The organism is Moritella sp. (genome assembly GCF_013215705.1).
Lineage (GTDB): Bacteria > Pseudomonadota > Gammaproteobacteria > Enterobacterales > Moritellaceae > Moritella.
On the sequence record NZ_JABSQR010000010.1, the window covers coordinates 105,563 to 117,715 of the forward strand.

At 41.0% G+C, this 12,153-nt stretch carries 15 protein-coding genes; 14 read left to right on the top strand and 1 reads right to left on the bottom strand.

What is annotated here, in order from left to right; genetic code table 11:
• Positions 1 to 83: 83 nt before the first annotated feature.
• The 5 genes from HRT96_RS08330 (at position 84) to HRT96_RS08350 (ending at position 4,561) form a co-directional block, all read left to right on the top strand.
• A complete protein-coding gene (locus tag HRT96_RS08330) occupies positions 84 to 1,508 on the top strand; it encodes a nitrous oxide reductase family maturation protein NosD (protein ID WP_293154832.1) in 1,425 nt (474 codons plus the stop codon).
• Entirely contained in the window at positions 1,505 to 2,419 is a 915-nt protein-coding gene (locus HRT96_RS08335; RefSeq protein ID WP_293154835.1) for an ABC transporter ATP-binding protein, read from the top strand. Before HRT96_RS08330 ends, HRT96_RS08335 begins: the two co-directional genes overlap by 4 nt.
• Positions 2,416 to 3,234 carry an ABC transporter permease subunit gene (locus tag HRT96_RS08340; RefSeq protein ID WP_293154838.1) on the top strand — a complete coding sequence of 273 codons (819 nt, stop codon included), beginning with the start codon at positions 2,416 to 2,418 and terminating at the stop codon, positions 3,232 to 3,234. Before HRT96_RS08335 ends, HRT96_RS08340 begins: the two co-directional genes overlap by 4 nt.
• A gap of 35 nt (positions 3,235 to 3,269) precedes the next feature.
• Positions 3,270 to 3,764: a nitrous oxide reductase accessory protein NosL gene (locus tag HRT96_RS08345; RefSeq protein WP_293154841.1), complete on the top strand. Its 495-nt coding sequence runs from the start codon at positions 3,270 to 3,272 to the stop codon at positions 3,762 to 3,764.
• A gap of 155 nt (positions 3,765 to 3,919) precedes the next feature.
• Positions 3,920 to 4,561, top strand: coding sequence for a hypothetical protein (locus HRT96_RS08350; RefSeq protein ID WP_293154844.1), 642 nt, complete (start codon positions 3,920 to 3,922; stop codon positions 4,559 to 4,561).
• Between the two features lie 130 nt (positions 4,562 to 4,691).
• On the opposite strand, the gene HRT96_RS08355 is transcribed toward HRT96_RS08350, so the two are convergent.
• Positions 4,692 to 4,958, bottom strand: a complete 267-nt coding sequence (locus HRT96_RS08355; protein ID WP_006030621.1) for a hypothetical protein — start codon at positions 4,956 to 4,958, stop codon at positions 4,692 to 4,694.
• Positions 4,959 to 5,396: 438 nt separating this feature from the next.
• Between HRT96_RS08355 and HRT96_RS08360 the strand changes: the two genes are divergently transcribed.
• The 9 genes from HRT96_RS08360 (at position 5,397) to HRT96_RS08400 (ending at position 12,151) form a co-directional block, all read left to right on the top strand.
• Positions 5,397 to 6,467 carry a methyltransferase gene (locus HRT96_RS08360; RefSeq protein ID WP_293154847.1) on the top strand — a complete coding sequence of 357 codons (1,071 nt, stop codon included), beginning with the start codon at positions 5,397 to 5,399 and terminating at the stop codon, positions 6,465 to 6,467.
• A gap of 218 nt (positions 6,468 to 6,685) precedes the next feature.
• The gene (locus tag HRT96_RS08365; RefSeq protein WP_293154849.1) at positions 6,686 to 7,558 is read left to right on the top strand and encodes a beta-ketoacyl synthase chain length factor; all 873 of its coding nucleotides are present in this window, start codon (positions 6,686 to 6,688) and stop codon (positions 7,556 to 7,558) included.
• Positions 7,551 to 8,342 (top strand): 1-acyl-sn-glycerol-3-phosphate acyltransferase, encoded by a 792-nt coding sequence (locus tag HRT96_RS08370; RefSeq protein WP_293154851.1) that lies wholly within the window; start codon positions 7,551 to 7,553, stop codon positions 8,340 to 8,342. Before HRT96_RS08365 ends, HRT96_RS08370 begins: the two co-directional genes overlap by 8 nt.
• Entirely contained in the window at positions 8,335 to 8,598 is a 264-nt protein-coding gene (locus HRT96_RS08375) for a phosphopantetheine-binding protein (RefSeq protein WP_293147017.1), read from the top strand. Before HRT96_RS08370 ends, HRT96_RS08375 begins: the two co-directional genes overlap by 8 nt.
• Before the next feature lie 13 nt (positions 8,599 to 8,611).
• Complete coding sequence (locus HRT96_RS08380) at positions 8,612 to 8,863, top strand: acyl carrier protein (RefSeq protein WP_293154853.1); 252 nt, start codon at positions 8,612 to 8,614, stop codon at positions 8,861 to 8,863.
• Positions 8,864 to 8,908: 45 nt separating this feature from the next.
• On the top strand, positions 8,909 to 9,529 hold the full coding sequence (locus HRT96_RS08385; RefSeq protein WP_293154856.1) for a hypothetical protein: 621 nt from the start codon (positions 8,909 to 8,911) through the stop codon (positions 9,527 to 9,529).
• 3 nt (positions 9,530 to 9,532) lie between these two features.
• Complete coding sequence (locus HRT96_RS08390) at positions 9,533 to 10,984, top strand: AMP-binding protein (protein ID WP_293154859.1); 1,452 nt, start codon at positions 9,533 to 9,535, stop codon at positions 10,982 to 10,984.
• Positions 10,977 to 11,417, top strand: a complete 441-nt coding sequence (locus HRT96_RS08395; protein WP_293154862.1) for a hypothetical protein — start codon at positions 10,977 to 10,979, stop codon at positions 11,415 to 11,417. Before HRT96_RS08390 ends, HRT96_RS08395 begins: the two co-directional genes overlap by 8 nt.
• Complete coding sequence (locus HRT96_RS08400; protein WP_293154865.1) at positions 11,414 to 12,151, top strand: glycosyltransferase family 2 protein; 738 nt, start codon at positions 11,414 to 11,416, stop codon at positions 12,149 to 12,151. The genes HRT96_RS08395 and HRT96_RS08400 overlap by 4 nt, the downstream gene beginning before the upstream one ends.
• Positions 12,152 to 12,153: the final 2 nt, after the last annotated feature.

Consider the following 12,153-nt stretch of genomic DNA (forward strand, 5'->3'; position numbering starts at 1 on the left):
GCATTATTATTGCTCCCCTTTGTGGTATTTAACTATTATGTTTAATTATGGTTGTTATATTAATTATAGAAAAGAGAGTGTTAATGGCTAAACATGCATTTACCGTATTAACATCATTTATTTTATTCCTCTGTTTGCCATTGGCTGTTTTTGCGGCAAATATTTATGTTACCAGCGATGATAATCTGCAAACATCGTTAGATCTGGCGGATGATGGTGATGTCGTTGTAATTGCTGCGGGTGAATATATCGGTAATTTTACCGTTGATCATGCTATTACTGTCACTGGTGAAATGGATGCTGTCACCGGTGAAAAACGGGCTGTGATTAATGCCAATGGTGAAGGTCATGCCATTGAGTTACGAAATTCAAATATTACCATTCAAAACCTGACCATCATTAACTGGGGCAGTGACTTAACAGAGCAGAATTCAGGTATCTACACGGATAAAAAATCCACTAACATCACCATACAAGATAATAAGCTCAGTGGTGATGGCTTTGGCATCTGGATCCAACGTAGCCAAGATGTCGTCGTTAAAAACAATACCATTAAAGGGAATGCCAAATTACGTTCGTCTGATCGCGGCAATGGTATTCAGCTTTCTATGGTTCAAAAAGCCTTAGTAGTAGGCAATACGGTGAGCGAAACTCGAGATGGTTTGTATGTTATTTCCAGCCAAGATAATGAGCTGAGAAACAATACCCTGCACGATCTGCGTTTTGGTGTGCATTACATGTATTCGCATAACAACAAGGTATTGAATAACTTTTCTTATAATAACCGAGTTGGTTATGCCTTAATGAGCTCTCGTCAGTTGGTTGTGTCTGGTAATCGCAGTTTGAATACTGAAAACTATGGTTTTTTACTCAATTTTATTACCTTTTCGGAAATCTCCAACAATCATATAAAAGACGTGTGGACCAAGCCTGAAAATAAGGTTTTAGGTCGGGATGGTAAAGGTTTATTCATCTATAACTCGGGTTATAACACCATCAAATATAATACGGTTGATACTGCCGAGATTGGTATTCACCTAACCGCGGGTTCTGAGCATTCAAAGGTATACGGTAATAACTTTATTAATAACCCCATCCAAGTGAAATATGTGTCCAACCAACGCCAAGAATGGAGTGTTGATGGCGTCGGTAATTACTGGAGTAACTATTTGGGCTGGGATCTCGATGGTGACGGTAAAGGTGATACCGCCTTTGAGCCGAATGACGGTATTGATAAGATGATATGGCAATATCCAGAAGCGAAAGTCTTGCTTGATAGTCCTGCTGTGCTGTTATTACGTTGGGTTCAAAATCAATTCCCGATATTAAAACCCGGCGGTGTAAAAGACAGCCATCCATTAATGACGCCGAGTCGTATTGTCACCATCCTAGATCCAGAAAGTGCGATAGCTAACAATCATGTTGTACAAAATAGCGCTTTTGTAACAAACAATACTTTAACAAAAAATACGTTCACAACAAGTAGCGAGGCAACAGACTTATTATGACCGCTTCAATCGTATCAATGACAAATGTAAGCAAGCATTTTCAGCAATTAAAAGCATTAAACAATGTTTCACTACAGCTTGCAGAAGGTGAAGTTCTGGGGTTGTTTGGCCATAACGGTGCAGGCAAAACCACCATGATGAAAATTATCTTAGGGATTGAAAAAACCAGCAGTGGTGATGTCACTATTTTTGGTCGTGATCCGCAATCGAAACAAGCATGGCAAGACCGCCGTCATATCGGTTACCTACCTGAGAACGTGAGTTTTTATGATCACTTAACCGGTGTAGAAGTACTGCGTTATTTTGCCAAGTTAAAATCGGTACCACGTCGACAAGTTGCCGAGTTACTGGCATTAGTGGGGCTGACTCACGCAATGCAGCGTAAGGTTAAAACCTATTCCAAAGGCATGCGACAACGATTAGGGTTAGCGCAAGCCTTTCTTGGCGAGCCAAAACTGTTGTTATTGGATGAACCCACGATAGGTTTAGATCCCACTGCGACCCAAGAATTTTATCATTCTGTTGATCGCTTGAAACAGCGTGGCGCCAGCATTATTTTATGCTCCCACGTATTGCCTGGGGTTGAGCAACATATTGGCCGTGCGATGATCTTATCGGGAGGGCAAGTGATCGCGATTGGTAGTTTGGCGCAATTACGTGCACAAGCCAGTTTACCTGTGGTGATCCATACCCTAGGTATCACGGAACCGTTAAATTCAGACCCATTGTTAACGCGTTACAAGGGCGACAAGGATAGCTTACATGTGCAGGAGCACGAAAAGATGGCCGTATTAAAACAAATTATGTCATATGACAGCGTGGTTGATGTGCGTGTGGAACCGGCCAGTTTAGAGCAGTTGTATCAGTACTATTTAGCGAATGGTACCCCAATTCAAGGAGCCGCATCATGAATGCAATTTTAGCGGTTGCGAGTAAAGAGTTTCAAGATGGATTAAGAAACCGTTGGTTTGTGTCTATTACTGCTGTGTTTGCCATTTTATCGTTAGGACTGAGTTATTACGGCGCTGCGGCATCTGGCGGAGAAGGGGGCGGTTCGCTGTCTTCAACGATTGCGAGTTTGTCTAGTCTTGCGGTATTTCTGATCCCGCTCATTGCATTATTACTGAGTTACGACAGTTTTGTCGGCGAGCAGGAAGCGGGCACCTTGTTATTGTTACTGACTTATCCGCTGAGTAAGGGACAGCTGTTACTGGGTAAATTTGTCGGGCAAGGGGCTATTATTACGTTAGCGACGGCGCTGGGTTTTGGTAGTGCCGCGGTGATGATGGGCTTTCAATCTGGGTTTGAGGGGGTATTTGCTGCCTTTGGGTTATTTATTGTTACCGCCACCTTGCTCGGGCTGGTATTTATCAGTGTGGCTTACGTGATCAGCATTGCCGTGAATGAGAAATCACAAGCCGCAGGTATCGCATTATTGGTGTGGTTTTTCTTTGTATTGGTATTTGATCTGGCTGTGCTGGCTGCACTCGTGAGTGTGGACGATGGTTTGACCCAGCAGGGGCTAGTGAATGTGATGATGTTTAATCCTGCCGATGTGTTTAGGTTGATTAACCTTGCCGCCCTTGATCGCGGTGATGTTAATGGCGTGATCGCGGTGGCGATTAATTCGAGTCAATCTATTACCGTATTAATGACGATCATGGTGGCGTGGATAGTGGTGCCGTTGACGGTGGCGAGAATTGTGTTTGCGAATAAAAAATTATAATTACAAAATTGCATTAAATTAATGAAGGAATATTTATGTTTAACTCAAAATTAAGAATCTTGTCTCTCGGGATGTTGCTGGCATTTGCTGTTGGCTGCGGAGAACAAACTGAGCAGCAGGCGATGGTACAGCAAGCGATGAAGATTGAACAAGCGGATAGTTGTCATTTATGTGGCATGATAATCAGTAATTTCCCAGGGCCGAAGGGGGAAAGCTATGCATCAACCCAAGACGATATTAATAAATTTTGCTCTACACGGGATCTGTTTGGTTTTATTCTACAACCCGAAAATAAACGCCAAGTGAAAGAGGTGTTTGTTCATGACATGAGTAAAACACCTTGGGGTCAACCGAACGACGAGTACTTCATTGATGCCAAACAGGCTTGGTTTGTCATCGGTTCCACTAAAACTGGTGCAATGGGGAAAACGTTAGCGAGCTTTAGTATTAAATCGGATGCTGAAGTCTTTATGCAGGAATTCGGTGGTCAGTTGTATCAATTTGATGACATCACGCTTGCTGATCTTTAATTAACTCTCCCTGTGAACGTGGCTTATGTTGTAATGAACAGGCTGCGTTTACTCATCCACATGTCTTTACTTCTTACCTACAAGTTTATTATTTATAGCGACATAAATGGTCTGCTGCTATCTTTGAATCATATATTCAAACGTTAGGAGTATATATGCTATCAACTGAAAACATCATCACGCAAGTGAAACGTAGTGTTCAGCTGCTATCTGCAACCTACATTGTACTGTTTGGCTTATTGTTTACTATCACGATGATAAGCGGTTATTACAATATACCGATCTCGTCGTTTACCCGTGATCCAACTGTGGTGCTGGGGGGGCCTTCGTATATTGGTTTTATATCTAACATAGGTATATTATTTTGGGCTTTTACTGCGGCGATCTGTCTTTTTTCTTCAGTTATTCATAAGCAAGGCAATAACCAAGCGACCTCTCAATTTTTGCTCTATTCAGGGTTACTTACCTTGTGGTTGTTATTGGATGATATGTTTATGTTGCATGATTCATTGCTACCTAATCATTTGATGATACCTGAAAAACTGGTTTACTTAGGCTACGTAACAATCGTTCTAGTTTATCTGGTTAAATTCAGAACTGAAATATTGAACCACGAGTACGCAACTTTATTTATCGCTTTTAGCTTCTTTGCACTGTCAGTTTTGGCTGATTTATTGTTAGAACAACAAGGGTTTGAATTTTTGCTCGAGGATGGCTTGAAGTTATTCGGGATTGTTACCTGGTTTATATTCTTTTTCAGAACATGCCGAGTTTATCTTCAACGGGAGGGCGTGTGAAAATGAGTCAGTAACTAACTATGGCTCAGTAATCATTAAACACAAATAATCAGTGGCAGTCATAAACACACATACAGTTCCCTTGTCATGTGTGTTTTCGGTGTGCATTGCTGCAGACGGTATCGCCTAATTAAACAACTACGTATTGTTTTGCTTGTCTTGCTTCAACGATATATCTTCTTTTTAGCTTTTTAGCCATGTCTGGTGTTAGATCTGAATGCAACATTTCTAATGTGCTTTGACCTTTACTTTTCAGGTACGCGACAACTAATGGACGTGTTGGGTCTGCGTGATTTTTAGCCCATTCATAGCTTTTTACTGCGTTTGCTGGTGGCGTTTTTTTCGCTGCGATATATACACTACCATCAGGAAAAGATACACGGTAAATATTGATCATTTTGTTCTCACTTTAATCTTCGTCATCAAAATACTAAATTTTATCGACCTAGTATGACAGCTTTTCGAGTGTTAAACATAATTACTTAGATCTCGCACCGAGCCAATTGTACTTATTGCTTGAATCCAGTACCACTTAGTTAATGCAATAGGTATTAAACGCGGATGGTTTAAGTAATTAACCCGCTTGTATCGACATAATCTTGGTCATACCGTTGGCATTGTCTGTTATGTACACCGGAACCGACATTGTACCGTGAGGTAAATTATTGAGTTTAACGAGGTGAATTCATATATTAATGAATGAGCGATGATTACAGTTTTAGTGGTCATCGCTTTTTTTATGACGGAAAACATGATGTTAATAAGGAAACGAATAGTTATTTATATTAGACTCGTAAACATATATTAGCGTGTTGAATTAACTCATGGAGTAATAATGGCTTTTTATGATAAACCAGCTGAAGTCTCAGCGTTTAATGCAAAGTTTGAAGCACAGAAGATTGCCTTTGCACCCGTTGCATTTCAGGTGGCGCGTTGCCTATTAAAGTTTGGTATTTTAAAAGCGGTTGATGACGAAGGTAAGCAAGGCATTAGTTTGTCAGCATTGACAAACAAGCTTGATACCAGTGAATACGGTATCAGTGTATTGCTTGATATGGGATTAAGCATGGGGCTAGTGTGGCAACAAGATGACAACTTTATTTTAGATAAAGTGGGTTACTTTTTGCTTCACGATGATATGGCATTAAAGAATCTCGATTTTACCCACCATGTTTGTTACCAAGGTCTGTTTGATTTAGATAAAGCCATTGAAACCGGCACGCCTGCTGGCCTGCATGTATTTGGTGATTGGAAAACGATTTATCCGGGTCTGAGTCAATTACCCGAAGAAGCGAAAAGAAGTTGGTTTGAATTTGATCATTACTATTCAGACCATGCCTTTCCTGAAGTACTGGCATTATTGTTTGAACACAAGCCAAAACACATTTTAGATGTGGGTGGCAATACCGGTAAATGGTCATTAGCGTGTACCAAGCATGATGAAAACGTCAACGTTACTATCATGGATTTACCGGGGCAGCTTAATGTGGCATTGGCAAATGCGAAAGAGGCGGGTGTTGACGATCGTATTCACGGCCATGAAACCGATTTACTTGATGAAAGCCGCACCTTCTTTGCTGGTGCCGATACCATCTGGATGAGTCAGTTTTTAGACTGTTTTAGCAAAAGCGAGATCTTAAGTATTCTTAAACGTGCTGCTGACGTTATGACAGCCGATAGTCGTTTATATATCTTAGAAACGTTCTGGGATAGACAGCCCTACGAAGCGGGTGCTTATTGTGTCAATGCTACGTCTATCTACTTTACTGCTATGGCCAATGGCAATAGTCGTATGTATCACTCTAAAGATATGATGCGTTTGATCCAAGAAGCGGGTATGTATATTGACCAAGATACCGATGATTTGGGTCTTGGCCATACGCTTCTCGCTTGTAAAAAGAAATAATCGAGAATATTGACAGTAATATTTTGTAAGCGAAAGTAAGCGTTGTTATTGTTGCATTTACAATCAAATAGTCATTATCAGCTTATAAAATAGAATAAACCATCCGATGTAACCAGTTGATAGTTATTGCGTTTTAAATTTAGCTGTTGATTTATTGTTCACGATTAATTATTATGGCGGCATATTTATTGCCGCCATTTTAGTTTTAGGAGAAACCGTTGAAGTTACATCTAGAAAGTATTAGCTCTTGGTCAACTTCCGGCGCTGAAAAAACTAACAATACTGACGGCATGCAAAAAAAATCATCAGTTTGGCCAAAGTTAGAGTTTGTGCCGGCAATGCAACGTCGACGTTTAAGCCCTTTCGCTAAGATTGCACTGTATACGGCTGAAAATGCGCTCTCTGCAGCGTCTACATTGGCTGAAACATCAGTGTCTGAAGCACCAGAACTTGAAATGTCAGAACTTGAAATATCAAAACAATTAGCACAAATTGATATTGTATTCTCGAGTCGTCATGGTGATTTACACAAAACATCAACATTACTGACTGATCTTGCTGCAGAGCAAGATATTTCACCGACCGCATTCAGTACTTCTGTTCATAATGCGGTGCCGGGCTTATACAGTATCCTCAAGCAAAATAAACAAGCAATTAACGCCATATCTGCAGGTAAAGATAGCTTCTTTTATGCGTTTGTTGATGCCTACGCGCGACTAAAATCAGGTCGAGCCAATAAGCTACTTATCGTGCATGTTGACCGTGAACTGCCAGAATTGTATTCCCAGTTTCAAGATGAACAGCAAGTGGATCATGCGGTTGCTATGGTGGTGACGCTAACGCCTACGCCAGCGACAATTGCCAATATCGACATTAATTTTAGCACCTTCTCGGGCGCTGACAACGGCGATAAGCAAGGCGTTCAACAAGATACGGCTGAATTGAATTTGCCCGCAGCCTTGTGTTTTATTAACTGGTTTGATACCAACTTAGGTTTAACACCAAAAATAGTATCAAAATCAACGTTACAATATACGTCTGATCGCCATATTTGGACTTGTGATTTAATCTCCGGATCAATGAATGTTTAAGGCACTTAACTATGTTTATAAAGCGCTTAATTATCTTTGGCGTTTATTTGCTACGGCTACGTGCTTTAGCTTATTTGGCGTGGGTGGGTTGATACTGACGGTGTTGGTATTTCCGCTACAGAAATTGTGTATTCGTGGTGAGCAAGCGCAAAAACGTGCAGCCCGTAAAACCGTACATTATAGTTTCCGGCTTTTTATTGCCACCATGGCGTTTACGCGGATCTTCGCATTTGATCTGCGTGATAGAGCAACGTTGGCTCAACTGCAAGGTCAGTTAGTGCTTGCTAATCATCCCTCGTTGATTGATGTGGTGGTATTGCTGTCTATTATCCCCAATGCTGATTGCGTGGTAAAAGCCCATTTATTTAGCAATCCCTTTATTCGTGGGGTGATAAAAAATGCCGGTTATATCAGTAACGCTGACCCCGAAGCCTTGCTCGATGCGTGTAAATCATCATTAGATCAGGGTAATAATCTGATTATATTCCCTGAAGGTACACGTACCGTACCGGGAAAAGAAGTAGTTTTTCAACGTGGAGCAGCCAATATCGCCTTACGTTGTCAGGTACCAATTACCACAGTATTAATTAATGTCACGCCAAGTACATTAACCAAAGCAGAATCTTGGTATCAGATCCCAAGCGAAAAAGCTAAATTTATGCTGCAGTTAACACGTAATGTACCGTCAATTTCAACTGCAGCAACACCTATGAGTAAACAAGTTCGCCATTATTGCCGTGAACTTGAAAGTTATTTTAAACAGGAACTACAGATCCATGACTGAATTAAAAACTGAGCTAAAGCAGCTTATTATTGCGGAACTAGACCTTGAAGATATTGAAGTTGAAGATATTAACGATGCGGATGCATTGTTTGTTGAAGGCTTAGGTTTAGATAGTATCGATGCGCTTGAATTAGGTCTGATCCTAAAGAAACATTACAACATCAAAATCGATGCAAACTCGGAAGAGATTAAACACCATTTTTCATCGATTAATGCATTAAGTGCATTCATTACTCAGACTCGCACAGCGGCTTAATTAAGGATTTTCCATGCAATCTAGAGAACAGATCTACCAAACACTAGCCGATATCTTAATTGAAGAATTTGAAATTGAAGCCGATGATATTAGCTTGGAAGCTAATTTATATACTGACTTAGACTTAGACAGTATTGATGCCATTGATTTAGTGATTAAATTACGCGACATTACTAACGAAAAAATTGAACCTGAAGTGTTTAAATTAGTACGTACAGTAGAAGACGTTGTAAACGAAATCGAAAAACTAACGTTAACGAAATAATCGTTGTTCGCTTAGTGCATCGGTGAGTCATATGTTGAAGACTTTATGTTGAAAAAAATAGTTACTGTGCTGTTGGGATTGTGCTTATTGCTCTATCCCTTTGCTGTCTATTTAGGACTAAATTATGTTAGTCCTTTTTGGCTTGCCCTGGGTTTGTTAGCCTTGTTAATGTCGCGTTTAGTGATGTTACGTGGGGTCTTAAATAAAATGCCGTGGTTGTTACCTGCTACCGCACTGGGTGGCTTAGCGATAGTTACCTCGTTATTCACGGACTCTGATATTGGTTTTAAGTTATACCCACTGATGGTCAACTTTGCCATGCTGGCGGTATTTGCGTATTCATACCTTAAACCGCCCACCGTCATTGAAACGTTTGCGCGATTACAAGATCCGAACTTACCTGAACATGCGATTAATTACACCCGTAAAGTTACCTTAGTGTGGTGTGCTTTCTTCATCATTAATGCCAGTATTTCATTGTACACGGCGTTATATTGCTCATTTAAAGTGTGGACTCTTTATAACGGTTTCATTGCTTATATCCTGATTGGCAGTCTATGTGCGGTTGAATTTGTTGTGCGCCTGTTTGTACAGCGTCAGCACGCCAAGGATAATGCCGAAATCAGTGACAACTCAAGCATTGAAACTGCGAACAAGGAAGCTTAAGCAATGACGGAACTGTCGCTATGTCAGCGTGATATTTGCTTTTACCTTAACAAGCAAGCCTACAGTTTTGAGCAATTTAATGCGGATATTAGCCATACTCGGCAGGTGATCCGCCAAACGCATGCCGACAGTGTGTTGTTATTTCATCAATCAAGCTATCAGTTTAGTGTTGGTTTTTTTGCCCTCGCACTAGAAGGTCGGCACATTGTTATGCCACCTAATGCACAGCAGCAAACGCTCATGTATATCGCGCCGCAATGTCAGGCTACGCTCGGTGATATAAATGTCGACGGTCTCGATGCGATCAACACGCCATTAATTGATACGCCTTTAATCAACGAGAGTAGTAGTGCCAGACATGATGTGCTTGCTGCTCAGATCCAGCCATTACAAAATAGAGCGGAGCTGTTTACACCATTAGACTGTCAAATTACCTTTTTCACTTCGGGTTCGACCGGACAGCATAAACCGATTGTGAAACAGTTTAGTCAGCTTAACTGCGAAGTTGATGTATTGATTAAAACTTTTACTGCGCGGTTAGAAAACTCACAGTTGTTGTTAAGCACGGTTTCTCATCAGCATATCTATGGGCTGTTATTTAAACTGTTGTTGCCGTTAAAATCTGGCTTGGCCATTGTTAACGATACCTTTGAATACCCAGAACATATTAGTCAATATTTAAGTAAAGAGTTAACCGAAGGGTTAGATAAAGAGTTAACTGAAAAGTTAGCTGATGGCACCCGAACGGCATTGTTGATCTCAAGCCCTGCACACCTAAAACGCCTGAGTTTAGACAATGTCTTGATGCCGAACAAAGCGCAATTACAAGCTGTGTTTAGTTCGGGCGGCCCGTTACCGTTTGAAATCGCGAAAACGTTATGTAAGCAATTATCGCAAGCACCCATTGAAGTATTTGGCAGTACCGAAACCGGTGGTATCGCCTGGCGACAGTGTCAAGAGTCTACCCCGAGTGCGTGGCAGGTTTTCCCTGATATTAGCTATCGTGTGATGGCTGAAACTGCACAGTTGGTATTAACATCGCCCTATATTAATGACGCTAATTACGTGACAGAAGATCGCGTTCAGCGTATTGATGAGCAGCACTTTGCAATGTTAGGCCGCGCCGATCGCACGATTAAACACGAAGAAAAACGCCTTAACCTCGATCATATGGAACGCTGTTTACGGCAACATGTGCTGGTTAATGAGGTGCGGGTACTCGTACTCGATGGCGTCAAAAAGCAAGTGTTAGCAACAGTGATTGAATTGACCGAAGAAGGGCAGGCATTACTGAACGAACAAAGTAAAAAATCATTGAATGATAGCTTTAAACAGCATTTACTCGGTGAGTTTGAACGTATCTGTGTACCTAAGAAATGGCGCTACCCAGCACAAATGCCATTTAATTCTCAAGGTAAATTAGTGATTAAAGAATTGGAGAAATTGTTTGACTGAATTAGTAAAAGTGGATGCCAGGATCCTGAATAAAGTGCTAAGTGATGACCGCGCTGTATTAACCTTGCATATCCCGACAGACCTAGATTACTTTAAAGGTCATTTCGATCAAGCACCAATTTTAGCCGGTGTGGTGCAATTGCATTGGGCGGCAAAGTTCGCACAACAATACTTAGACATTAGCGCAACGGATGTGATGGATATTCAAGTGCTGAAGTTTCAGGAAATGATCTTACCGGGTCAAGAAATTGTGCTCACGCTCACTAAAAAATCAACCGAGAAAGTGTTATTCAGTTATCAATCGACACCGCTAAACGGTGATATTAAATCTCATTCTTCTGGTCGACTTATTTTTGCTGAAACAGCCGTTCATCATGTTTTAGAAGACATAACGCTAACTATTTCAGAAGACAATAAAGCAGGTGAAGTGTGAGTTATTGCATTGTCATTCCTAATTATAACCACACCGTCGTGATTGATCAGTTATTAAGGTCTTTAGCGGCATTCAATTTACCAGTGATCATGGTGAACGATGGCAGTGATGCTGATAGTAGCGGATTTATGCAGGCGTTGGCTGATAGGTACAGTTATGTGACGCTAGTCAGTCATCCCTATAATCAGGGCAAAGGTGCTGCAGTGCAAACAGGTTTTAAACAGGCTGATAAAATGGGTTTTACCCACGTGGTCCAAGTGGATGCTGATGGTCAGCATGATATTACTGATATCAGTAAATTGGTTGAATTATCACAGGCGCAGCCAAATCAGCTTATCAGTGGCAGACCAATTTATAATGAATCGGTACCGAAACATCGCTATTATGCCCGTTATTTAACTCATGTTTGGGTATGGATTGAAACGCTATCATTTGATATCAAAGATACCATGTGTGGTTTTCGGGTGTACCCACTGGCTGAGACATTAGGCTTGTTAGCGAAACATGGCTCTCTTGGCCACTACATGGCGTTTGATACCGAGATCATGGTGCGTTTATATTGGGATGGTGTAGAAACGACGTTCTTACCAACCAAGGTTAACTACCCTGAAAATGGCGTATCGCATTTCCGTTTATGGGAAGACAACGTGGCTATTTCCTGGATGCACACCCGTTTAGTGTTTGGCATGTTAACACGTTTACCGCAGTTATTATTGCGTAAACTGGGGAAATAGTA